General features: G+C 74.0%; 24 protein-coding genes. 17 read left to right on the top strand and 7 right to left on the bottom strand.

Annotation, left to right across the window (positions count from 1 at the left end; genetic code table 11):
* Positions 1–7 precede the first annotated feature (7 nt).
* Positions 8–787, bottom strand: coding sequence for a GntR family transcriptional regulator (locus tag ACFWPT_RS12320; RefSeq protein ID WP_063349562.1), 780 nt, complete (start codon positions 785–787; stop codon positions 8–10).
* A 369-nt stretch (positions 788–1,156) separates the two neighbouring features.
* Here ACFWPT_RS12320 and ACFWPT_RS12315 point away from each other — a divergent pair, with 369 nt between their 5' ends.
* From ACFWPT_RS12315 to ACFWPT_RS12260, 12 genes are all read left to right on the top strand, one after another.
* Entirely contained in the window at positions 1,157–2,323 is a 1,167-nt protein-coding gene (locus ACFWPT_RS12315; protein ID WP_063349561.1) for an ABC transporter substrate-binding protein, read from the top strand.
* A gap of 7 nt (positions 2,324–2,330) precedes the next feature.
* Positions 2,331–3,398 (top strand): ABC transporter permease, encoded by a 1,068-nt coding sequence (locus ACFWPT_RS12310; protein ID WP_380481500.1) that lies wholly within the window; start codon positions 2,331–2,333, stop codon positions 3,396–3,398.
* The gene (locus ACFWPT_RS12305; protein ID WP_063351452.1) at positions 3,398–4,207 is read left to right on the top strand and encodes an ABC transporter permease subunit; all 810 of its coding nucleotides are present in this window, start codon (positions 3,398–3,400) and stop codon (positions 4,205–4,207) included. Before ACFWPT_RS12310 ends, ACFWPT_RS12305 begins: the two co-directional genes overlap by 1 nt.
* A 78-nt stretch (positions 4,208–4,285) precedes the next feature.
* Positions 4,286–5,371 (top strand): ABC transporter ATP-binding protein, encoded by a 1,086-nt coding sequence (locus ACFWPT_RS12300; protein WP_380378114.1) that lies wholly within the window; start codon positions 4,286–4,288, stop codon positions 5,369–5,371.
* A 55-nt stretch (positions 5,372–5,426) separates the two neighbouring features.
* Positions 5,427–6,182: an HAD family hydrolase gene (locus tag ACFWPT_RS12295; RefSeq protein WP_380481498.1), complete on the top strand. Its 756-nt coding sequence runs from the start codon at positions 5,427–5,429 to the stop codon at positions 6,180–6,182.
* A 5-nt stretch (positions 6,183–6,187) separates the two neighbouring features.
* Positions 6,188–6,508 (top strand): multidrug efflux SMR transporter, encoded by a 321-nt coding sequence (locus ACFWPT_RS12290; RefSeq protein WP_063349558.1) that lies wholly within the window; start codon positions 6,188–6,190, stop codon positions 6,506–6,508.
* A gap of 102 nt (positions 6,509–6,610) precedes the next feature.
* A complete protein-coding gene (locus ACFWPT_RS12285; RefSeq protein WP_380378109.1) occupies positions 6,611–7,099 on the top strand; it encodes a hypothetical protein in 489 nt (162 codons plus the stop codon).
* 165 nt (positions 7,100–7,264) lie between these two features.
* On the top strand, positions 7,265–7,561 hold the full coding sequence (locus ACFWPT_RS12280; RefSeq protein ID WP_380481496.1) for a hypothetical protein: 297 nt from the start codon (positions 7,265–7,267) through the stop codon (positions 7,559–7,561).
* Positions 7,558–8,877: a putative T7SS-secreted protein gene (locus ACFWPT_RS12275; protein WP_380481494.1), complete on the top strand. Its 1,320-nt coding sequence runs from the start codon at positions 7,558–7,560 to the stop codon at positions 8,875–8,877. Before ACFWPT_RS12280 ends, ACFWPT_RS12275 begins: the two co-directional genes overlap by 4 nt.
* Positions 8,867–9,547 (top strand): hypothetical protein, encoded by a 681-nt coding sequence (locus ACFWPT_RS12270; protein WP_380481492.1) that lies wholly within the window; start codon positions 8,867–8,869, stop codon positions 9,545–9,547. The genes ACFWPT_RS12275 and ACFWPT_RS12270 overlap by 11 nt, the downstream gene beginning before the upstream one ends.
* Positions 9,544–10,200: a hypothetical protein gene (locus ACFWPT_RS12265; RefSeq protein ID WP_380481490.1), complete on the top strand. Its 657-nt coding sequence runs from the start codon at positions 9,544–9,546 to the stop codon at positions 10,198–10,200. The genes ACFWPT_RS12270 and ACFWPT_RS12265 overlap by 4 nt, the downstream gene beginning before the upstream one ends.
* A 391-nt stretch (positions 10,201–10,591) precedes the next feature.
* Positions 10,592–11,206, top strand: a complete 615-nt coding sequence (locus tag ACFWPT_RS12260) for a hypothetical protein (RefSeq protein WP_380481488.1) — start codon at positions 10,592–10,594, stop codon at positions 11,204–11,206.
* 57 nt (positions 11,207–11,263) lie between these two features.
* On the opposite strand, the gene ACFWPT_RS12255 is transcribed toward ACFWPT_RS12260, so the two are convergent.
* The 5 genes from ACFWPT_RS12255 to ACFWPT_RS12235 form a co-directional block, all read right to left on the bottom strand.
* Positions 11,264–11,938 carry a phosphonatase-like hydrolase gene (locus tag ACFWPT_RS12255; RefSeq protein WP_063349551.1) on the bottom strand — a complete coding sequence of 225 codons (675 nt, stop codon included), beginning with the start codon at positions 11,936–11,938 and terminating at the stop codon, positions 11,264–11,266.
* An 11-nt stretch (positions 11,939–11,949) separates the two neighbouring features.
* The gene (locus ACFWPT_RS12250) at positions 11,950–13,071 is read right to left on the bottom strand and encodes a TIGR03364 family FAD-dependent oxidoreductase (RefSeq protein ID WP_380481485.1); all 1,122 of its coding nucleotides are present in this window, start codon (positions 13,069–13,071) and stop codon (positions 11,950–11,952) included.
* A gap of 104 nt (positions 13,072–13,175) precedes the next feature.
* Positions 13,176–13,691 (bottom strand): pyridoxamine 5'-phosphate oxidase family protein, encoded by a 516-nt coding sequence (locus ACFWPT_RS12245; protein ID WP_063349549.1) that lies wholly within the window; start codon positions 13,689–13,691, stop codon positions 13,176–13,178.
* Between the two features lie 243 nt (positions 13,692–13,934).
* A complete protein-coding gene (locus tag ACFWPT_RS12240; protein WP_380481483.1) occupies positions 13,935–14,606 on the bottom strand; it encodes a phosphatase PAP2 family protein in 672 nt (223 codons plus the stop codon).
* On the bottom strand, positions 14,603–15,271 hold the full coding sequence (locus ACFWPT_RS12235; protein WP_380481481.1) for a DedA family protein: 669 nt from the start codon (positions 15,269–15,271) through the stop codon (positions 14,603–14,605). The genes ACFWPT_RS12240 and ACFWPT_RS12235 overlap by 4 nt, the downstream gene beginning before the upstream one ends.
* 115 nt (positions 15,272–15,386) lie before the next feature.
* Here ACFWPT_RS12235 and ACFWPT_RS12230 point away from each other — a divergent pair, with 115 nt between their 5' ends.
* The 3 genes from ACFWPT_RS12230 to ACFWPT_RS12220 all read left to right on the top strand — a co-directional run bounded on the left by ACFWPT_RS12230 (position 15,387) and on the right by ACFWPT_RS12220 (position 18,771).
* Entirely contained in the window at positions 15,387–15,866 is a 480-nt protein-coding gene (locus ACFWPT_RS12230; protein WP_063349546.1) for a BlaI/MecI/CopY family transcriptional regulator, read from the top strand.
* Positions 15,866–16,960, top strand: a complete 1,095-nt coding sequence (locus ACFWPT_RS12225; RefSeq protein ID WP_063349545.1) for a M56 family metallopeptidase — start codon at positions 15,866–15,868, stop codon at positions 16,958–16,960. The genes ACFWPT_RS12230 and ACFWPT_RS12225 overlap by 1 nt, the downstream gene beginning before the upstream one ends.
* A 287-nt stretch (positions 16,961–17,247) precedes the next feature.
* On the top strand, positions 17,248–18,771 hold the full coding sequence (locus ACFWPT_RS12220) for a GAF domain-containing protein (RefSeq protein ID WP_380336127.1): 1,524 nt from the start codon (positions 17,248–17,250) through the stop codon (positions 18,769–18,771).
* Here ACFWPT_RS12220 and ACFWPT_RS12215 read toward each other — a convergent pair.
* Positions 18,690–19,190, bottom strand: a complete 501-nt coding sequence (locus ACFWPT_RS12215; RefSeq protein ID WP_063349543.1) for an SsgA family sporulation/cell division regulator — start codon at positions 19,188–19,190, stop codon at positions 18,690–18,692. The genes ACFWPT_RS12220 and ACFWPT_RS12215 overlap by 82 nt on opposite strands.
* 339 nt (positions 19,191–19,529) lie before the next feature.
* On the opposite strand from ACFWPT_RS12215, the gene ACFWPT_RS12210 reads away from it, so the two are divergent.
* On the top strand, positions 19,530–20,876 hold the full coding sequence (locus ACFWPT_RS12210) for a hypothetical protein (protein WP_380481478.1): 1,347 nt from the start codon (positions 19,530–19,532) through the stop codon (positions 20,874–20,876).
* Between the two features lie 239 nt (positions 20,877–21,115).
* On the top strand, positions 21,116–22,348 hold the full coding sequence (locus ACFWPT_RS12205; protein ID WP_380481511.1) for a TerD family protein: 1,233 nt from the start codon (positions 21,116–21,118) through the stop codon (positions 22,346–22,348).
* Positions 22,349–22,445 lie beyond the last annotated feature (97 nt).

The raw sequence follows: 22,445 nt of genomic DNA, 5'->3' as shown, positions 1-22,445 counted from the left end.
GCCAGGCTCAGTCACCCTCCCGGGCGTGCCGCGAAAGCGCCGACGCGGCCAGCGAGTTGTGGATGCTGAACGCCACCGTCCCGGGCAGGTAGCGGTCCTGGGACCACTCCACCGGAGTGCCGGTCGGGTCCGTCGTGCGCCGCCGTTCGCGCAGCAGCGGGCCGCCGCGGCGGCAGCCGAGGAGCCGGGCGTCCTCGGCGTTGGCGGCCACGATGTCGATGGTGTGGTCGGCGTCGGTGAACAGGATGCCGTGCTCGCGCAGGACTTCGGTGTGCGAGACGACGTCCGCCGGCAGCTCGGCGACGATCTCGCCGACCCGCGGCGGGTAGATGGTCCGCTCGACCATCACGGGCGTGCCGGAGAGGGTGCGCAGCCGGACGGTCACGTACACCTCGGCGCCCGGCTCCAGGCGCAGTTGCTCGCGTTCGGCGGTGTCGGCGGGGCGGCGGACCAGCGAGTCCAGGATGCCGCCGGGCTCCTCGCCCATCGAGTACGCCCAGTGCGTGAAGCTGAGCAGTTCGGAGAAGCTCTGCACCCGGGCGCCCCCGAGCACGACGCGCCGGGTGCCGCGGCGGGAGGTGACCAGCCCGTCGGAGCGCAGGACGGCGAGCGCCTGGCGGACGGTGCCGCGGGAGACGCCGTACTGCTCGGCGAGCGCGCCCTCGGCGGGCAGCCGGCCGGCCTCGCCGTACGCGCCGGTGGTGATGGCCTCGCGCAGGTCGGCGGCGACCTTCCGGTACAGGGCGCCGGGAGCGCGCTCGGCGGGGCGCCCGGGCTCAAGTGCCACGTCAGTCAATGTCCCTCCTGGGGCGGTGTCCTGCGCAGCCGTACCGGCACGGACAGCCCGACCTTATCCCGCTGCGCCTTTGAAGCATCGCACCGAACGGATCACGCTCCGATGGCCGGATTCGACCGTTCCCGCAGCCGACCCCGGTTCTGGGCCGTCCGTTCACCTTCCCGTCATCGGACTCCGGCGTACTTACGTCCGTCAGCGAAGTTGGCTAGTCAACTCGGACGGCCTCGAACGGCTCCGGGCGGCTCCGAACGGCACCGGGCACCTCAGAACGGCTCCGAACGGCCACTCGCACGATCCCCCGATCAGACAACCCCACCGCAGCTCACCCCCTTGCAGTACACCCGATCAGGAGACTGACCCGTGTCCGTGCACCGCGCCCGTTCCGCCGCCTTCGCAGCGGTCCTGACCGCCGCCGCGCTGTCCCTCACCGCCTGCGGCTCCGCCGGCTCCTCCACCGCGAAGTCCGGCGACGCCGCGGGCGGCAAGAGCGCCAAGACCGCCACCTCGGTCGCCGACTTCGGCGGGATGGACGGCCTGATCGCCGCCGCCAAGAAGGAGGGGAAGCTGCACGCCATCACGCTGCCGCGCGACTGGGCGAACTACGGCAAGCTGATGGACGACTTCAAGGCGAAGTACGGCATCGAGATCGAGGACGAGAACCCCGACGGCGCCAGCCAGGACGAGATCAACGCGATCACCTCCCGCAAGGGCCAGGACCGCGCCCCCGACGTCGTCGACCTCGGCTCGGCCTTCGCGCTCAGCGCCGCCAAGCAGGGCCTGCTGGCCCCGTACAAGGTCACCGACTTCGACAAGATCCCGGCCACCATGAAGAACGCCGACGGCCTGCACTACAACGACTACGGCGGCTACATGTCGATCGCGTGCGACGCCAAGAAGGTGTCCGCCTGCCCGAAGACCTTCGCCGACCTGCTGAAGCCCGAGTACAAGGGCATGGTCGCCCTGAACGGCAACCCGACCAAGGCCGGTGCCGCGTTCGGCGCCGTCTACGCGGCCGCGCTCGCCAACGGCGGCTCGCTGGACAACATCCAGCCCGGCATCGACTTCTTCGCCAAGGTCAAGCAGGCCGGCAACTTCAACCCGGTCGAGGTCACCCCGGCGACCATCGAGAAGGGCGAGACCCCGATCAGCATCGACTGGTCGTACCTGAACGCCGGCTACGCCGACAAGTTCAGGAGCAAGGGCATCGACTGGCAGGTGACCATCCCCTCGGACGGCTCCTACGCGCAGTACTACAACCAGGCGATCAACAAGGACGCGCCGCACCCGGCCGCCGCCCGCCTGTGGGAGGAGTACCTGTACAGCGCCGAGGGCCAGAACGGCTTCCTGGGCGGCTACGCCACCCCGGCCCTGTTCGACGCCATGAAGACGGCCGGCACCCTGGACGCCGCGGGCGCCGCCAAGCTCCCGCCGGTCGAGAAGCCCTTCACCACCTTCCCGACCCAGGAGCAGACGGACACGGCCAAGAAGACCGTGACCGAGAACTGGGCCAAGGCGATCGCGGGCTGACCTGACGATGACCACGGCTCCCACCCCGGTGCCGGCCCCCGCCTCCGCCGCCCAGAGCGGCGGGGGCGCCCCCGGCCCCGCAGCAACCACCCCCGCCACCGCCGACGCCACAACGGCCAAGGCCACCGACACCGCGGCCACCACGGCCACCACGGCCACCACGGCCACCACGGCCAAGAGCACCGAGACCGCCGAGACCGCCAGGGCCCCCCGCCCCGGCAAGCCCCGGGCCGGCCGCGGCCGCGCCTGGCTGGCCGCCCTCCCCCTGCTCCTGTTCTTCCTGGTCGGCTTCGGCCTGCCCGCCGTCGCGATCGCCATCGGCGCGTTCACCACCTCGCCCGACGCCCCCGACGGCGGCGGCACCTTCACCACCGACAACCTCACCGGCTCGCTGCAGGGCGCCTACTGGACCGCCCTGTGGGGCAGCGTCAAGCTCTCCCTGCTGACCGCGCTGATCGCCACCGTGGTCGGCCTGCCGCTGGCCCAGGCCGTGGCCACCTCCCGGTTCCGGGTGTTCCGCGAGGCGGTGCTCTCCGCCTCCGGCGTGCTCGCCAACTTCGGCGGCGTGCCGCTCGCCTTCATGTTCGTCGCCACCCTCGGCAACGCCGGCGAGGTCACCAAGAAGTTCGGCCTCACCAGCCACGGCTGGAACCTCTACACCTTCACCGGCCTCTCCGTGGTCTACCTGTACTTCCTGGTGCCGCTGATGGTCATCACCATCACCCCGGCCCTGGAGGGCCTGCGCACCCAGTGGCGCGAGGCCGCGTACAACAACGGCGCCACCGTCGTGCAGTACTGGCGGCACGTGGCCCTGCCGGTCCTGGTGCCCTCGCTGCTCGGCGGCTTCGTGCTGCTGTTCGGCGCCTCCTTCGCCGCGTACGCCACCGCCGAGGCCATGGTGGGCAGTTCGGTGCCGCTGATCTCGATGCAGATCGGCGACGCGCTGTCCGGCAACGTCCTGGTCGGCCAGGGCAACCTCGCCCTCGCCCTCGGCCTCGACATGATCGTGGTCGCCTGCCTGGTGATGGCCGTGTACCTGCCCCTTCAGCGCCGGAGTGCCAAGTGGCTCGCCTGATCAATCGCATCCGTTTCGGCCGCGGCCTCGTCCTGCTGCTCTGCGGCGTCTACTTCGCCGTACCGCTGGCCTCCTCGGTGATCTTCAGCGTCGACGACAACAAGGGCGGCACCACCTTCCGGGCCTACACCGAGCTGCTGAACGCGCCCGGCTTCCTGGACAGCCTGGTGCTGAGCCTGGAGCTGGCCGGCGTCACGGTGGCGGTGCTGCTGCTCCTGCTCGTCCCGGCGATGCTCGCCGCCCGGCTCGGTGCGCCGAAGCTGCGCCCGGTGATCGAGGTGATGTGCTCGATGCCGCTGGTCGTCCCCGTGGTCGCGCTCACCACCGGCATCATCGGCGTGCTGCGCTGGGGCCCGGACTACCTCCAGGACACCCCGCTGTTCCAGACCATCGTGGCCATCCAGGACCCGAAGTTCCCGATCGTCCTGGTCATCGCCTACGTGCTGATGGCACTGCCGTTCGCCTACCGGGCGCTGGACGCCGGGCTGCGCGGCGTGGACGTCGCCACCCTGGTCGAGGCCGCCCGCAACTGCGGGGCCGGCTGGCTGCGCGCGGTGTTCACCGTCGTCCTGCCGAACCTGCGCAGCGCGCTGCTGAACGCGGCCGTCCTCACCGTCGCCCTGGTGCTCGGCGAGTTCACCACCGCCTCCATCCTCGGCTTCGCCCCCTTCTCGGTGTGGATCAACTCCAACGGCAAGAGCGACGGCCAGATGTCCGTCGCCGTCTCGATGCTCAGCCTGCTGATCGTCTGGCTCGTCCTGCTGCTGATGTCCGCCGTCGGCCGCGGCCGCAAGGGCGCGCGGGCCTGAGACACCCCGCCGCGCGGCCGTCCCGCGCCCTGGCCGCACGGTCCTGAACCACCCCACGCTTTCCAGGAGTCACCAGCCATGACCACGGTTTCCGCCCCCGTCGCCGGTGCCGCGCTCGCCCCCGGCGGCGCCACCGTCGAGTTCCGCTCGCTGCGCCGCTCGTTCGGCGCCACCACCGCCCTCGACGGCCTGGACCTGACCGTCCACCCGGGCGAACTGCTCGCCCTGCTCGGCCCGTCCGGCTGCGGCAAGACCACCGCGCTGCGCATCCTGGCCGGCTTCGAGCAGCACGACTCCGGCGAGGTCCTGGTCGACGGGCAGGACATCACCGCGATCCCCGCCCACAAGCGCGACGCGGGCATGGTGTTCCAGTCGTACAGCCTCTTCCCGCACCTGAGCGCGCTGGACAACGTCGCCTTCGGGCTGCGGATGCGCGGCGCCGGCAAGGCCGAGCGCCGCAAGCGCGCCCAGGAGCTGCTGGAGCTGGTCGGCCTGCCGCACCGCGCCGAGCACTACCCGCACCAGATGTCCGGCGGCCAGCAGCAGCGCATCGCGCTCGCCCGGGCGCTCGCCCTGCAGCCGCGCGTGCTGCTGCTCGACGAGCCGCTGTCCGCGCTGGACGCCAAGGTCCGCCTCCAGCTGCGCGAGGAGATCCGCCGGCTCCAGCAGGAACTGGGGATCACGACCCTGTTCGTCACCCACGACCAGGAGGAGGCGCTGTCGATGGCCGACCGGGTCGCGGTGCTGCGCGCGGGCCGGCTGGAGCAGTGCGCCACCCCGTCCGAGCTGTACGGCCGCCCGGCCACCGCGTTCGTCGCCGAGTTCGTCGGCACCATGAGCCGCATCCCGTGCACCCGCACGTCCGACGGCGTCGAGGTGCTCGGCCGCCGGCACGCGGTGGACGGCGACCTGCCCGCCGACGGCGAGCTCCAGGTGCTGGTCCGCCCGGAGAACGTCACCCTGACCCCGTCCGAGACCGGCCCGGCCCTGGTGATCACCGCGTCCTTCCTGGGCGCCGTCACCCGGCTCACCGTCCGCCTCGACGACGGCACCGAGGTCAAGGCCGACCTGCCGACCGAGGCCGCCGCCGCGCTGCCGGCCGGCTCGCGCGCCGAGCTCCTGCTGCCGGAGCGTCCGGTGCTGGTGGACCGCCGCACCGTCTGAGAGCCTCGAACCCCATCTGCGTAGCACCATCTGATGAACCACCGAAGGTACCGCCATGCCTGAAGCCCTGACGCCCGACTCCGCCCTGACGCCCGAATCCTCCGTGACGCCCGACCCCCTGGCCCCCGGCGCCCCGGCGCCCGAGGCCCCCCGCCCCGCCGCCGTCCTGTTCGACATGGACGGCACCCTGGTCGACACCGAGCAGCTCTGGTGGCAGGCCGCCGCCGAACTCGCCGACGAGCTCCACCACGCGCTCACCGACCAGGACGCCCCCGAAGTGCTCGGCCAGGCCGTCGAGCACACCGCCGCCCACCTGCACAAGGTCAGCGGCACCAACCTCACCGAGGCCGAACTCGCCGCCCGGCTCGGCGAGTCCTTCGCCGCCAAGGTCGCCGCCGAGACCGTCCCGCGCCCCGGCGCGCTCGCCCTGCTGGCCTCCCTGCGGGACGCGCAGGTGCCCACCGCCCTGGTCTCCGCCTCCCCGCGCCAGGTGGTCGACCTGGTCCTCGCCGCCATCGGCCGGGACTGGTTCGCCGTCACCCTGGCCGCCGAGGACACCCCGCGCACCAAGCCCGCACCGGACCCGTACCTCGCCGCCGCCGAACGGCTCGGCCTGGACCCGGCCACCTGCGTCGCCGTCGAGGACACCCCGACCGGAGTCGCCTCCGCCGCTGCGGCCGGCTGCGCCGTGCTCGCCGTGCCGTCCACCGCGACGCCGATGCCCGACGGCGGCCGGATCACCCTGCTCGCCAGCCTGGAACAGGCCGACCTCGCCCTGCTGGGGAAGCTCGGCGCCGCCCGGGCCGTTTGACCGGCATGCCCTATCTCCTGCTCTCCCTCGCCATCCTGAGCGAGGTCTGCGCGACCAGCTGCCTCAAGCTCACCGAGGGGTTCACCCGCCTCTGGCCGAGCCTGGGGGTGGCGGTCGGCTACGTGCTGTCCTTCGTGCTGCTCGGGCGCGCGCTCAAGCACATCCCGGTCTCGGTCGCCTACGCCGTCTGGTCGGGGGCCGGGACGGCGGCGGTCGCCGGAATAGGCGTGGTCGCCTTCGGCGAATCACTGGGACGCCTCCAGTGGCTGGGGATCGCCCTGGTGATCGTCGGAGTGGTCGTGCTCAACCTCAAGAACAGTCACTGACGGGCCGCCACCCCGGCCCACGGCGCTGGTCAACTGCCCCTTCGGAGCGGGAAGTCGGATGTGCCGACCGCCCGCTCCGAGCGGTTCGCTACCGTGGGCCCCATGAGCGACCCACGGCCCCACCACTACCGCTTCGTCCACCGCGAGCTCGCCCGCCAGGTCCTCGAATTCGGCCCTCGGCTGACCGTCCCGGACGCCGGCGGCAGCCTCCTGCCCGTCCTCACCGGCATCTGGGACGACCTCGGCCAGACCCTCCCGCCCGAGGACCGGCTGCCCAGCCACGGCCTGGACTGCCGGCACCTGCGGGCCGACGGCCACCCTCTGCTGCTCGTCACCCTCCCCACCCCGACCGGCGCCACCGAGGCCCACTTCGTCGCCGCCGTCCACCCCCAGGGCGCCAAGACCGTCCGCTACGTGACCCTGGAGCACGCGCTCAACCCCTTCGACGGCAGCCCCGGCACCGTCCTCGGCGAGTGGTCGTCCGAAGGCCACCTCAACCACGGCGAGGGCCCCTCCCCCGTCGCCGAACTGTTCGTCGCCGCGGTGGCGAAGCTCGTCGCCCCGAAGAAGCGCGGCTTCTGGCGCCGCTGACCCCGACGGCGCCCGGCCGCCTCCCGGCCGCCGCCGACGCCGCCGCGTGCTGGCGCATCGTCAAGATCCCGTCACCGCAACGTGAAGCACCCGTCACAACAGATCGCCCGCGCACCGACTGCGGCTATGCTCGGCCGGTCACGCCATCGACACATCGGGGGAGCAGTGGCCGACTTCACGGTCAGCACCGAGTTCCTCGCCAAGCTGGCCAAGGACCTCAAAGGCTGCGGCGACGAACTCGACCAAGGACTCAAGGCGCTCAAGGAAGCGAGTCGCAGCGGACTGGGCTACGACTTCCTCGACGAGGCCTGCGGACACTTCCAGGGCACGTGGGAGTACGGGCTGAAGAAGGTCCGCGAGTGCGTCAAGATCCTTGACGACGGCCTGGAGCAGGTGCAACAGGGCTACGACAGCACCGAACAGGACACCATCAAGGCCCTCACACCCCAGGGGCGGTCGTGACCGCCCCCACGCCGGACTGGTCCGGCCTCGGCTTCAACCCGACCCCCGGCGACACCGCCGCGGTCACCGGCCTCAGCGGCAGCCTGCGCCGAGTGGGCCAGCACCTGACCGACGTCCACACCACGCTCTCGCAGCTCTCCGCCAACCAGGGCCAGTGGACCGGCGAGGCCGCCAAGGCCTTCGCCGGCCAGTTCGGCAAGCTCCCCAAGTACCTCCAGGACGCCGCCGACTCGATCACCGCCGCCTACCAGGCCCTCGACGTCTGGTACACGGCACTGACCGAACACCAGCCCAAGGCCGCCGAGTTGGCCCGCGCCGCGGTCGCCGCCAAGCAGCAGAAGGAGCAGGCCGAACAGGCGCACACCGCCGCGGCCGCCGCCCCCGACCTCAAACTCGCCGGCCAGACCTTCCCCGACGACGCCGGCCTCGCCGCCGCCGAACAGCGCTACGCCAAGGCGAAGGACCACCTGGACGCGGCCGCCGCACTCGTCGGCAGCGCCGCCAACGACCTCACCGAGCTCCAGAAGCAGGCCCACGAACTCGCCGGGGGCCACAAGTCCGACGCCCACAAGACCGCGGCCGCCATCCGCAAGGCCGCCGACAGCAAGGCGCCGCCGGAGCCCGGCTGGCTCAGCAAGGTCGGCAACTGGCTCAAGAACCACGGCGCCGACATGCTCACCGTCGCCGCCGGCCTCTGCGGCGTCGCGGCGATCTTCTTCCCCGCCTTCGCGCTGCCGGCCCTCCTGCTGAGCGCCGCCGCCGCAGGCACGCACGCGACCAAGTACGCCCTTGAGGGCAAGCTGTGGCCGCCGCAGAAGAACATCGGCAACTGGCTGACGCTGGGCGGCGACGTGATCGGCGCGATCCCAGGGGTGGGCGTCGCGGCCAAGGGCCTGAACGCCACCCGGGGGGCGCGCGCCGCCGGTGGGAGCGTACGCGGCGCCATGAGCGCCGGTACGACCGAGGTCCGGGCCGCCGCCCGCGCCGTCGACCCGGCCAACCCGATCTTCACCACCGCGATCGAGAAGCCCGCCATCAAGCTCGGGGTCTCCAAGGCCACCGCGATGAACGTCTCCGACGGCGTCCAGGCCGCCACCACCTTCGGGCTCAACGTCCCGACGGCGTACGCCCTCAGCCAGGACAATCCGAGCGGCGGCCTCACCGACGCCGTCAACTACACCACCGGCGGCAACAACGTCATCGGGTCCGTCGGCGTCGGCACCGCCGGCGGCAAGGGCTCCGCCGTCATCGGCACCGTGTCCGCCGTCGGCAACCTGCTCGGCATGGGCGGATGGGCGGCCGGCTATGGCCGTTGAGACCACCGGGATTCCGCCGCTCTGGCTCACCCTGCCTGCGGGCTTCACCCCCCTCGACCTCGACGAGGACCTCGGCGACCGGATGGCCCGCACGGCGGAGGGCCTGGACGCGGCCTTCCCCGACGCCCGGCCCGAACAGAAGCTCGGCACCGTGATCGCCGCCGAGACCGCGCTGCAGACCCAACTGCGCGAGGGCGCGGTCCACATCTCCAGCTGCCTGGTCCGGGCCGAGGACGGCGAGCCCATCCACGGCATGCTCACCGTCTTCGTCCGCCCGCAGGACCTCGGCGCGCCCGGCAGCTACCCCGCCCGAATCGCCGAACAGCTGGCCGAGGCCTGGCCGGACGCCGACGTCGGCGTGGTGGACCTGCCGACCGGCCGCGCCGCGCTCGCCGCCCGCGACCTGGCCGTCCCGGTGCCCGGCGCGGTGTTCGGCGTGCCCGAGTCCACCGTCAACACGGTGCGCCAGCTCGAACTGCTGATCCCGCACCCGTGGAGCCCGCACGTGGTCGCCGCCGTCTTCACCACCGAGGACCTCGACCACTGGGACGAGTGGCTGCCGCTCCTGGCCACCGCGTTCCGCGGCATCTCCTTCCACCCACCCCGGGACGAGAGCGCCGACGCGCTCCCGCCCGACCAGTGGGACAACATCCGAAAGGCCTTCGGATGACGACCACCACCGACTCGGCCCCGCCCGACGGGCTCCGCCGCCTCCGCGGCACACTGGCCCTCATCGCCCTCTCCACCGCCATCCTCATCGGCGTCACGGCACTGAACGTGTACGTCAACTCGTTCGTCGCCACCATCGTGGGCTTCGCCTACCCCGTGGTCATGCTGCTCGCCCTCGCCCTACGACGCGACGCCGACAGCAACCCCGCGTTCCAGCGCAAGGCGTTCGCCTGGGGCGCAGGCATCGCCGCCGTCGCCTTCGTCGCCTACCTGTCGGGCTCCGTCGCCTGGACCAACCTGATCCTGGACTCGGGCCGGACGGTGCAGGCCGTGATCCTCAACGAGAAGACGACCGACTCACTCCACGGCTCCGGCCGGGCCTACGCCCTCGCCTCGACCGACCCGGCCGGCGAGATCCCCGGCGGCGACCTCGAAGAGAGCTCCACCCGGTTCAAACCCGGCGACGTCATCAGCGTCCGCATCGACCCGGCCGGCCAGGTCGCCCCCAAACTCCCCGGCGAAGTCGACTCCACCGCCTACCTGTTGACATTCCTCGCCTGCAACGCCCTGATCGGCGGCACCCTGCTCTGGTCCGCACGCAGACCCAAACCGCCACACGATCCCTCCGACCCCGTGGTGCACACAGCGCCCTGAAGAACGTCGCCGCCGTCAGCGGACGGATCACTCGACCACTGAAAGCGCTACGGGCTCGATGCCACTGAATCCCCACTCCGCGCGAAAGTGATCTCAAGTGAGCACGGAAAATGTTCAGTTGATGGTCGACCGCCTCAAAGCCATCCAGTGGACGGCCTATCGGGAGGGGGAGCGGAGGGCCTTTTCTCGCGCGGCGCTCATGAAGGAGTACTTCCGACGGGCCGCGCTCTGGCTCGATGCTCGCTGCCCTGCGCCATGCCTGTAGAAGGCCCACGCCTGCTTCTTCCTCGGCCCCGAAGAAGTCCCCCTCCCGCCCGACCAGCCCCCGTGGCCGGGGGCGAGGGGACGCGTCGTACTCTTCCAGCCCGATCGGACGAACGCGGGGAGAGTCATGGGTACGACCAGGGACCGTAGCCGGGCCACCGTGCTGAGCGCTGTCCTGGTCCTGGGCGTCCCCGTGGGGACGTTCGGGCTGGTGCTCGCGGGCACCTACCTCGGCGGGGGCGCCGCGTCGCTGCTCGGGCTGGTGCTGGTGGTGGCCTGGGTGGTGGGTCTGGTGCGGATGCTGGGGCGGTGGGTGGGCTGTTGGGTGGCGCTGTTCGCCGTTCTCCTCGCGAGCCTGGCGACGGGGGCCGTGGCCATGGCGCGGGACGACGTGATCCTGCGGCTGTCCGGCGAGACGGTGACGGCCCGGGTCACCGGGGAGACGGACCGTCTCGCCGGGAAGCACCCGTCCTCGATGTACGACCTCGCGGCCGAGGACGGCACTGCGTTGCCCGGCGGCGAGTTGTCGACGGGGCTGCGCGCGCTCGCGGTCGGCGACCGGGTGACGGTCCGTTTCGATCCGGCCGGCCGCGCCGACCCGCAGCGCCCGGGGGACATCAGTCTTCCCCGGGATCTCGGGCTCGCCGTCGGGCTGACGGCCGCCCTGATGCTCGCCGTCGCCTGGCTGGGCCGCGAGTCGGCCCGGCGGCGAGGCGGCGGAGCGGCCGGGCCGGTGTCCTGACCTGACCCCGGTGAGCAGGAAGTCGGCCGGGCCGACTTCCTGCTCCGGGGGGATCGTTCAGCCCAGCAGTCCGGGCAGTTCCGCGACCGAGCCGAGGACGTGCGTCGCCCCGTCGGCCCGCAGCCGGGCCTCGTCGTGGGCGCCGGTGAGCACGCCGGCGACGACGGACGCTCCGGCCCGTACGCCGGTCAGCATGTCGTAGCCGGTGTCGCCGGCGACGGCGATCTGCCGCACCGACTCGACTCCGGTCCGCAGCAGCGCGGTGAGCGCGAGGTCCGGGTAGGGGCGGCCGCGGCCGGCCTCGGCGGGGCTGAGGGTGAGGTCGGCGACGGACTGCCAGCCGAGAGCGGTGAGGATGCGGTCCTGGGTGGCCCGGGAGAAGCCGGTGGTGAGGGCGACCTTCCGGCCCTGGCCGCGCAGTTCGGCGATGGCGTCGGCGGCGCCGGGCAGGGCGGCGCAGTGCCCGGCGTCGACGAGGTCGTGGTAGGCGGCCTCGAAGGCGGTGTTGGCCCGCTGGGCCTTGTCCTCGTCCCCGAAGAGGTGCCGGAAGACGGAGATCTTGGATTCGCCCATGGTGGCGCGGACGTGGTCCAGCATGGGGCCGAAGCCCGGGCTGCCGGCCTCGACGCCGAGCGTCCGGGCGGCGGCGGTGAAGGCCTGTTCGACGAGGCCGTCGTCGGCCACGGTGGTGCCGGCCATGTCGAGGACGACCAGGCGGATATCAAAGGACATGTCAACTACCCTTACAGGTTTGCGAGTTCGGCGGTGGTTTCGGCGATGGCCGGGGAGCAGGTCATGCCGCGGCCGCCGGGGCCGGTGACGAGCCAGACGCCGTCGCGGAGTTGTTCGCGGTGGACGACCCGGGTGGTGTCGACGCACTGCGCGTACACCCCGGCCCAGCGGCGGCGGACGCGCGGCAGGGGGCGGCCGAGCAGGTCCTCGGCCACGCCGACCAGGTGGTCGTACGGGTCCTCGACGACGTCGAAGCCGAACGGCTGGTCGTACTCGTGGGTGTCGCCGATGGTGAGGCCGCCGTCGCGCCGCTGGACCATGAGCAGCTGCATCTTGTGTTCGGCGGCGACGTCGGGCTGCGGCTGGGTGTCGCGGAGGCAGTTCAGGGCGGTGCCGGCGAAGGCCGGGTAGTAGCGGAAGCTGTCGCCGTCGGCGACGGAGGTGGTGAGGGTCTCGCCGAGCGGGTCGGTCTGCATCATCTGCAGCCGGACCTTGCGCACGGGCAGCGAGGGGGCGAGTTCGCGGACGAGGCCGCCGAGCCAGGCGCCGGTGCAGAGGATGACGAGGTCGCCGGTGTGGATGTCGCCGTGGTCGTCGCGGACGGCGTTCTCGCCGATCACGTCGCGGACCTCGCGGCCGGGCAGGAAGGTGTAGCGGCCGGTGGCCTGGAGGGCGGCGCGCAGCGCGGGCTGGGCGGTGCGGGGTTCGACGGCGGCGTCGCGCTCGCACCACAGGGCGCCGAGGAGTTCGCCGCGCAGGGCGGGGTTGGCGGCCCTGGTCTGGTCGGCGTCGAGCAGCCGGTAGCCGCGGGCTGCGGCGTCGGGCAGGGTGAGTGCCTGTTCGGCGACGGCGAGTTCGGCCTGGGTGCGGATCGCGGTGAGCGATCCGTTGGCTCGGAAGCCGAGGTCGGGGACGCGGGCGCCGATGCCTTCCCACAGTTCGCGGGCGCGCAGCGCGGTGTCCAGTTCCTCGCCCTGCGCGCGGCCGCTGACCCAGACCAGGCCGAAGTTGCGCACGGAGGCGCCGCGCGCCTCGGTCTCGCGCTCCAGGTGGACGACCTCGTGGCCGCGTTCGACGGCCTGCCAGGCGTGCATGGTGCCGAGCACGCCTGCTCCTACGACGATGACTCTCATGCGGCCAGGCTGGTGCGCCCAGGTGTCCTGGGGGCGTCCCGGTAGCGTCCCGCAGATGAATCACCCGAAAAGTTGTACAGACAACCCTGGGGACCGGGTAGGGCCTACGGCCGCAGCACCCGCGCCCGCAGGTAGTTGCGCCGCCCGAAGTTCGGCTCGTCCACCGCCGTCAGCTCCTCCACCTGGAACCGGTACAGCGCCGCCGCCCCGCCCCCGGTGAGGAACTGCCGCCGCACCTGCTCGTCCTGCGCGAAGGACGGGTACCGCCCCTGGTAGGCGGCCAGCGCCGCCTCGGCCTGCCGCCCCCAGGCCTCGCTCGCGCCGCCGGTCAGTTGCAGGCCGCGCAGCTGCTCGCCGAAGACCGGCGGCGGCAGGAAGACGGTGGCGGCGGCCCGGGCCTCCTCGGCGAGGTGGTGGCTGTGCCGGGTGGAGCGCTCGCTGACGAAGTACAGGACGAGGTCGTCGTCGTACGCGAAGAAGGCCAGGTTGGCGTGCGGGCCGTGCTCGTGGCCGGCGGTGGCGAGGGTGAGCACCATGGCCTCGGCGAGCAGGCCCTCGACGCCCTTGTGCGGCGACTCGCCCGGCCAGTCCCCCTGCGTGATGTCGAGTCGGTACGGCATTGGCACTCCCTCCGCTGGCACGCCCGGCGCTCCCGCGCCCCGGCACGACTGAGCCGGGCGGGTTCCCCGCGAAGGGGCCCCACGCCCGGCTCACATGCTCTACCCGCCACCCCGGCCAGACAAGGGTCGGACGGGCTACGGGGAGGCTACGGAATCAGCGCTGTCGGGTCTCGCCGCCAGTACTGCCGGCACCCGCCGTTCAGCGCTGCCGACACTCGCCGTCAGTACTGTCGGCCGTCGCCGTCAGTGCTGCCGCGTCCCGTACGCCGCGTGGCGGCCCGCCATCGCCGGCACCGCGCCCGGACCGAGCAGCGGGCGCAGCGCACCCGCCCGCATCCGGTCCACCAGCGGCCCGCAGCGGCCGGCGAGCGGCGCCAGCACCACCGCGACCAGGAGGCCGACCAGCGCGCCGACGGCCACGTCGTGCGGGTAGTGCACGCCGACCCAGACCCGGGAGGCGCCCATCAGCACCGCGAAGATCCCGGCGATCCAGCCGAGCCGCCGGTCGGCGAACCAGAGTGCGGTGGCGGCGGCGAAGGCGATCACGGTGTGGTTGCTGGGGAAGGACCAGTCACCGGCGCCGGGGCAGGTCTCCAGCGAGATGCTGCCGGGGATCTGGGCGCACGGCCGGACTTCTTCGACCATGCCCTTGAGCACCGAGTTGACGCCGTACGCGACGACCACGATCACCGGCGAGGCGAGCACCTTGGCCATCACGGCCGAGTCGGCGCCGCGCGCCCGCCACCAGGCGTAGAGCATGAAGACCGCGAACAGGCCGAGGCCGAGCGCCGACCAGACCTTGATCAGCTCGTCCAGCCAGTGCGGGGCGGCTTGCGCCCACCCGTTCACCCGGGTGTAGAGGCTGCCGTCGATGCCGCTGCCGTCGTAGACGGCGAGAGCCCGGGAGGACGTCACTTGTCACCTCCGTGACGGTGCGCCTTACGGGCGCGGAACAGTTCGAGAACAATGGGGAGCACGGAGACAACTACTACCAGACCGATGATCGGGAGCAGATATCTGTCGATGCTGGGGATCGACGATCCGAGCCCGTACCCGGCGAGCACGACGCCGACCGTCCAGAGGGCGCCGCCGGTCACCTGCCAGAAGGTGAACGAGCGGGCCGGCACTTCGAGCACGCCGCAGAGCGGGTTCAGCACCGTTCGGACCACGGGGATGAAGCGGGCGAGCACGATCGCCTTGCCGTGGCCGTACTTGCCCAGCAGTTCCTCGGCCCGCTCGACGCCCTGCAGCAGGCTCTTGCGCTCGGTGCGGCGCAGCAGCGCGCGGCCGCCGCGCTTGCCGATCAGATAGCCGACCTGGGCGCCGGCCAGCGCGCCGACCAGGGCGGCGGGCAGCACCTGGTAGAGCTCCAGCTGCGGGCCCTTGGTGGCGCCGGGCACGCACAGCAGGCCGGCGGTGAACAGCAGCGAGTCTCCGGGCAGGAAGAAGCCCACCAGCAGGCCGGTCTCGGCGAAGAGCACGACGGCGATGCCGAGTGCGCCGAAGGCGGCGAGCAGCGAGGACGCGTCCAGCGGGTTCACCGCGAGGTGAGCGGCCGGATCGGCGAGGAACTGAAGCAAGGCTGGCGGACCTCCCGTACGTTGGGGGGCGGTTCACAGCGGAACCCGCCCCGACCGTCTACAGTGACGTAGACGGTCTACATGACTGTAGACGAAACCTGGAGGAAGCGCCGCCATGTCCGACGTACCGTCCGCCCGCCGGCCTGCCGGGGAGCTGGAGGCCGAGGTGCTGGCCGCGCTCTGGTCGGCCCGGCAGCCGATGACCCCGCAGGACGTCCAGTCGGCACTCGGCGGGGACCTCGCCCGCACCACCATCGCCACGATCCTCGCCCGCCTGCACGACAAGGGCACCGTGGAGCGCACCCGGGCCGGCCGCGCCTACGCCTACATCCCGACCGTCCAGGACACCGCGGGCCTCGCCGCCCGCCGGATGCACACCGAGCTCGGCCGCGAGGCCGACCGCTCCACCGTGCTCGCCCGCTTCGTCTCCGACCTCTCCGCCGAGGACGAGCAGCTGCTGCGCGACCTGCTCGGCGACGGCGCCCCGGGCCTCGGCTCCGCCCCGGGCACCGACGGCGGCACCCCCGGTCTCGGCCCCCTCCCGGGCACCGCCCCCGCCCCCGGCCACCGCACCCCCGGGGCGGCCGGATCGTGATGATCGCCGTCTGGGCCCCGCTGCTGCTGCCGTTCCTGGCCGCCCCGCTGGCCCGCCGCCTCGCCGACGCGCTGCCGCCCCGGGCCGCCGCCTGGATGCTCGCCGGGACGTCCGCCGTGCTGGCCGGCGGCACCCTCTGCTCGCTCGGCCTGCTCGCCGCCGCCGGGCTGCTCCAGCTGCCGCCGGTCGCCGCGATCGGCCACCTGTCGCTGCCCTGGCTCACCGCCGCCGCACCCGACGCACCGGTGGCGGCGGCCGCGGCCGGTCTGGTGCTCGCCGCGCTGACCGCCCAGGCCGTCCGCACCGCCCGCCGCCACCGGCTGGAACTGCGCGAGGCCCGGGCCGCCCTCCCGGCCTGCGCCGCGACGGCCTGCCCCGCGCCGGCCGAGGGTCGGCATCCGGACGCGCGCCCCGGGCACGCCACCATGCGCCGGGCACGCACCCCGCAGGCCGTCCTGGCCGGCGCCCGCACCCTGCTCCAGCCGGGCGAGCACCCGCTCGCCGTCCTCGACGACGAGCGCGCCGACGCCTTCGCCCTGCCGGGGCGCCTGCCCCTCCCCGGCCGGCCCGGCGAGCCCGGCCGGATCGTGGTCACCTCCGGCATGCTGCGCATCCTCACCGGGCCCGAGCGGGCCGCCCTGCTCGCCCACGAGCGCGCCCACCTGACCGCCCGCCACCACGTCTTCCTCGCCCTCGCCGAGCACGCCGCCGACCTCCACCCGGCGCTGCGGCCGCTGCGCGCGCCCCTCGGGTACCACCTGGAGCGCTGGGCCGACGAGGTGGCGGCCGCCCGGGTCGGCGACCGCACCGTGACCGCCCGCGCGGTCGGCCGGGCCGCCCTGGCCGCCAGCCGCTCCCCGTGGCCGGCCCGGCCCCGACTCGTCCCCGCCGCCCACTCCGGGCCGGTCCCGCGCCGGGTCGCCGCCCTGCTCCAGCCCCGCCCGGCGGCCACCGCCACCGGCACCCGCCTGCGCGCGGTCGCGATCGCGCTGGCCGCCTGCCTGGCGCTGAGCACCGCCGCCTCCCTGGAGGCCACCGCCGACCTGCACCACACCGTCGAGGCGGCCCAGCGCGGCACCGGCGCGGAACGCTGACCGCCGAGCCTGCACCAGGCCCACATCAGGCCTCGCACCAGCACCGCACCAGGCCCACGCAAGGCCCGCATCAGGTCCCGCACCAGGCCTCGCACCAGGCCCGCGTCGGGCCCACACCAGGCCCACACCAGGACCCCCGCTAGTCATCACACCTCGGCATGTCCACGGTCATACCGTCCGGTATGCCGAGTTGGCAGACCCCGTCCCCAGACCCTCACCGCCCCCGTACGCTTTCGTCAGCGCGTCGACCCCGGCGCGGCCTCGAACGGCGGCGAGGAGCAACGCGAGTGCGGCAGACCGGACGGCAGTCCCGACGACCAGAACGCCGCACCGCGCCGAGCGCGGCCGAGCTGGCCAGGGTCCACGACCGCACCCTCGCCGAAGCCGCCGCCCGCGAACTCGTCCAGCCCCCCTACCCCGACCCCGGCTCCCCCGGCCGGCTCGAACCCCGCCCCGAGATCGGCGACTCCTGGGCCCGGCTGCGCCGCCTCGGGCTCGACCCCGACGCCGGCGCCGCCGCCGTCCACCTCGGCCCCGCCGAGATCGAGCAGCGCCGCCGCACCAGCGGCCTGGACGCGGTCCTGTCGGTGCTGCGCGACACCCTGCTCCAGCCGGTCGGCCAGAGTCCGCTGATCCTCGCCATCGCCGACGCCGAGGGCCACGTGCTGTGGCAGGAGGGCGAGCGCGCCCTGCGCCGCAGCGCCGACCGGATCGGCTTCCTCACCGGCGCCCGCTGGATCGAGGAGAGCGTCGGCACCAACGGCATCGCCGTCGCACTGCGCGCCCAGCGTCCGATGCACGTCCACTCCGCCGAGCACTACCTGCGCAGCCACCACTCCTGGACCTGCGTCGCCGCCCCCGTGCACGACCCGGGCACCGGGCGGCTGGTCGGCGCGATCAACCTCAGCGGCCCGGCCCGCAACGTCCGCCCGTACCTGCTGCAGCTCACCGCCACCGCTGCCCGGCTCGCCGAGACCGAGCTGCGCGCCCACCGGCTGGAGGCGCTGCACCAACTGCGCACCCTGGCCGCCCCGATGCTCGCCCGGGTGGCCGGCCCGGCCCTGGTGGTGGACTCCGCCGGGTGGACCGCCGCCGCGGCCGGGCTGCCACCGCCCGGCCGGCTGCGGGTGCCGGTCGGCGGCTGGGGGACCGCCGCCGTGCACTGGGTGCCGGGCCTCGGCGAGTGCGCCCTGGAGCCGCTCGCGGACGGCTGGCTGGTGCGACCGGTCCGGCCGCCCGAGGCGGACGGCTCCGGCACGGTGACGGCCGAACAGGCCGAGCAGGCCGAGGGCGCCCGGCTCCGGCTCGACCTGCGCCGCCAGGACCGCCCGGAGCTGACCGTCCGGGGCGCGGCCGGCAGCTGGTCGCACCCGCTCAGCCCGCGCCACGCCGAACTGCTGCTCCTGCTCGCCACCGGACGCGAGGGCAGCACGGCCGCGCAGCTCGCGGAGGCGCTGTTCGGCGACCCGGGCCGGACGGTGACGGTCCGCGCCGAGCTGTCCCGGCTGCGCCGCTACCTGGGCGGCCTGCTGGCCCACCGGCCGTACCGCATCGCCGAGTCGGTGCTGGTCACGGTGGACGGGCCGGACGACCCGTACGACCTGCTGCCGGCCTCCTCGGCCCCGGCCGTCCGGCGGCTGCGGGCCGGGCTGGCCGCGGGGACGGTCCGGCTGCCGAGCGCGGCGCCCGTCCCGCCGCCGCGCGGGCCCGCCGGTACCCCGACCGGGCCTCAGCCGCCGGCGAGCAGCGCGGCCAGCTGGGCGTCGGTCGGGCCGCAGACGCGCTCCGCCTCGGCGGAGACCAGCGCGTAGGTACGGTCCAGCCACGCCTGTACCCGGGGCTTGGAGACCTCCAGCAGGGCGCTGCCGTGCGGTGATTCGAGCGCCAGGTGCAGCGTCGAGCCGTGGCACGGGCAGTACGCCGGCCACAGTTTGACGTCGCCCTGGCCGCTCAGCGCCTGCAGGCCGTCGCGCAGCAGCTCGCGCGAGAACACCCAGTCGGCCTCGTCCGGCCGCCCCAGATGGAAGGTCAGCAGCACCTCGTACGGGCGCGCGGCCTCGAACCGGAACCGGGTGCGCACCTCGCCGACCACCTCCTCGCCCAACGAGATCCGCAGCATCAGCACCTCCTCCACCGCCGCCGGAGCGGCGGTGGAGCCGTCCCCATCGCCGCCCGTGGGGGTGGCGGCGAGGGGTGCACTGGAGGCTGCGGACAGCGGGTCGGGCGGCATGACGGTCTCTCCGGGACGGCGTGGGATGACCTCAGCCTGGGCCACTTCCGTCCGGGCGGGCAAGGGTTGCAAGGAGGTTGCATTAATCCCTGTCCGGGCAGCCCGGCCGCCATCGCCGACTTATCAGACGGATCGTCAACTTCCTTCCGTCGAACGGGTGTCCACGAAATGGATCAAAACCGTCCAGGCCACGACGAGCCGCTGGTACGCTCTCCCCCTCCCGGCGCGGGCCCCACCCGGACCCCGGCCGACCGACCCCGGGCGGCCGATGCCGGCCCGGTGGCAGCGCATGGGAGAATACCGCGACCGCGACGGCGACTTCGGGGAGGGAGGGGTCCGGTGGCTGCGCGCGAGGACACTGCGCGGGACGTTCGGCACGAGCCCGAACGGCACGGCCGGCACGGGCGGCCACGCCCGTTCGGCGGCCGGTTCCGGCTGCCCACCCTGCGCTTCTCCGGTGCCGCGATGGCGATGTCCACCGTCGTCGGCATCAGCATCGCCACCACCCTCCTGCTCAATGAGCAGCAGGGCGTGGGCCGGCGGGCCGGGGTCGCACGCGTCGGCACCACCCCGCCGCCCACCCCCGCCGCGGGCGACCAGGCCGAGGCCGCCGCCGACCGGGCCCCGACCGCGCCGAACCCGACCGCGCCCAACCCCACCGCGCCGAACCCCGCCGACCTCCCGGCCACCGGCCGGCCGCCCGTACCGAGCCCTTCGGCGCACCACCCGGGGGCGGCGGAGGGCCCGGCCGCCGCAGCCGCCTCGCCCAGCGCCTCTCCCCACGCGCCCGGCACCCGGTCGGCGCTCCCGGAGCCCACCGGCGGACAGGCCGCGGCCGAACCCATGGCCGACCACGGCCCCGGCGCCCGGCCGGCCGGCACCGGCGAGCCCGCCACGCCGGCCGACGCCGCCGCGCCCTCGCCGTCGACCCAGCCCGTCGCGCCCGTCGCCGAGCAGCCGGCCGACCCCTCTTCGCCCTCCCCCTCGCCGACCACGCCGCACGCACCCGGACCCCGCCCGGCCGCCCCGGCCCAGCCCGCACCGCCGCCGCCCGGCGCAATCGCCCCGGGCACCGACGGCCCAACCGCCGGCGCCCCTGGCCCGGACACCGAGCCGGACACCGACCAGGCCCTGACCGGCGTCGCCACGGTCACACCGCTCGGCCGGGACGGCCTCCGGCACCAGCTCGACCTCTCCGTCACCGAGCCGCTCACCGCACTCCAGACCGAATTCCGGCTTGCCCCAGGTGAGTTGGCCCCCGGCAGCGGCACCGCCTGGACCGACCTGCCCGGCGCGGTCGTCACCGCCCAACAGGAGCGCGGCACCCTGGTCTACCGCTTCACCACCCCGGCCGGCACCGACGTCCCGCCCGGCCACTACGCCTTCGGCGTGCGCGGCACCCGCCCCGCCGCCGAACCCTCGGGGCCCACCGGCCCGTCGGGCCCCTCGCTCCCGTCCGGTCGGCCCGCTTCGTCCGGCCCGGTCCGCAAGGCCGCCGCGGCGGAGAGCTGGAGCGCCGCCGCCTTCGGCATCGACCGGCCCCGGGCGGTCGCCGCCCTCGGCGCCTTCGGCCCGGTCGCACCGCAGCCCGTCGCGCCGCCGCCGGTCGCGCCGCTGCCGGTCATGCCCGAGGCACCCGGGCTCCCGCCGCGCCCCGGCACGCCGACGGCCTTCGCGCCCCGCTGACCTCCGGCCGCACTGACCCGCCGCCTTGCCACCGTGCGGCCTTGCCGGGGCCTGCCACTCAACCCCGCCACCCAACCCCGCCGCCCGGCCGTACCGTCCGACGATCCGACAGGTCACCGCACCGGCCGGGCTCATCCCGACGCGCCCGTTCGTTACTGTGGGCAGCACCCGGCCCGGCGGTCCCAGCGGCCCCGGCCGGCCGCCGTTCCGCACCCGAGGAGGAGTCCGTGTCCACCGTCCTGACCCAAGGCGGCAACGCCCCGCTGACCGCCGCGCGGGTGACTGTCGAGGTCACCGCGCCCAAGGCGCTGGACGTCTCCGGTCTGCTGCTGACCGACGCCGGAAAGGTGCGATCGGACGACGACTTCGTCTTCTTCAACGCCCCGCACGGCCCCGGCGTCAGCCACCGCCCGGCCGCCGCCGGAGCGCCGGACGCGATCACCGTCGACACCCTGGCCGTCCCGGCCGGCATCACCAAGATCGTGGTGACCGCCAGCCCCGCCGACCAGTCCTCCACCTTCGCCGGGATGGAGCCGACCGCCACCGTCCGCGACGCCGACACCGGGCAGGCCCTGGTCACCTTCACCCCGCCGCAGCTGGGCCAGGAGACCGCGCTCATCGTGGTCGAGGTCTACCAGCGCGGCGGCGCCTGGAAGGTGCGAGCGGTCGGCCAGGGCTACGCCAACGGCCTGGCGGGCATCGCCACCGACTTCGGCGTCTCCGTCGACGACTCCCCGGCCGCGACCCCGGCCCCGGCCGCCCAGGCCCCCGCCCCCGCCACTCCCCCCGCGGCCCCTCCGGTCGCTCCCCCGGCTCCCCCCGTCGACCCGCGGATCGCCCTCGCCGCCACCCCGCCCGCGCCCCCGGTCGCCCCGCCAGCCCCGTCCGCCCCCGCCAAGGTCACCCTGGACAAGGGCCGGGTCAACCTGGTCAAGGGCAGTTCGGTCTCCCTGGTGAAGAACGGCCGTCCGTTCCTCTCCTCGGTCCGGATGGCGCTCGGCTGGGAGCCCGCCGGCCGCGGCCGCAGCGTCGACCTGGACGCCTCCTGCCTCGCCTTCGACGCCCAGCGCAAGAAGCTGGAGACGGCCTGGTTCATGAAGCTGACCGTCTTCAAGGGCGCGATCGCCCACTCCGGCGACAACCTCACCGGCGGCGGAGCCGGCGACGACGAGTCGATCACCGTCCACCTGGACGGCCTGCCGGCCGAGGTCACCGGCCTGGTCTTCGTCGTCAACTCCTTCTCCGGCCAGCGGTTCACCGAGGTCAAGAACGCCTACTGCCGCCTGCTGGACGCCCGGACGGAGGAGGAGCTGGTCCGCTTCGACCTCACCCACTCCGAGCCGCACACCGGCGTGGTGATGTGCAAGCTGGTCCGACAGTCGTCCGGCGAGTGGGTGATGACCGCGATCGGCGAGTACGTCGACGCCAAGACCGCCCGGGCGATGGTCGATCCGTCCGCCGCCCTGCTCTGAACCGTCTCGCCACACCCCTCGCCGACCCGCCCCGACGCCCAGGGCCGATCGGCCCAACGTCACGGCCGCACACGCGAATTCACCCTCCTGAGGGATC

The sequence above is a fragment of the Kitasatospora sp. NPDC058478 genome, from assembly GCF_042720345.1.
In the GTDB taxonomy this organism is placed as follows: domain Bacteria; phylum Actinomycetota; class Actinomycetes; order Streptomycetales; family Streptomycetaceae; genus Kitasatospora.
This window is presented reverse-complemented; position numbering and strand designations above follow the sequence as displayed.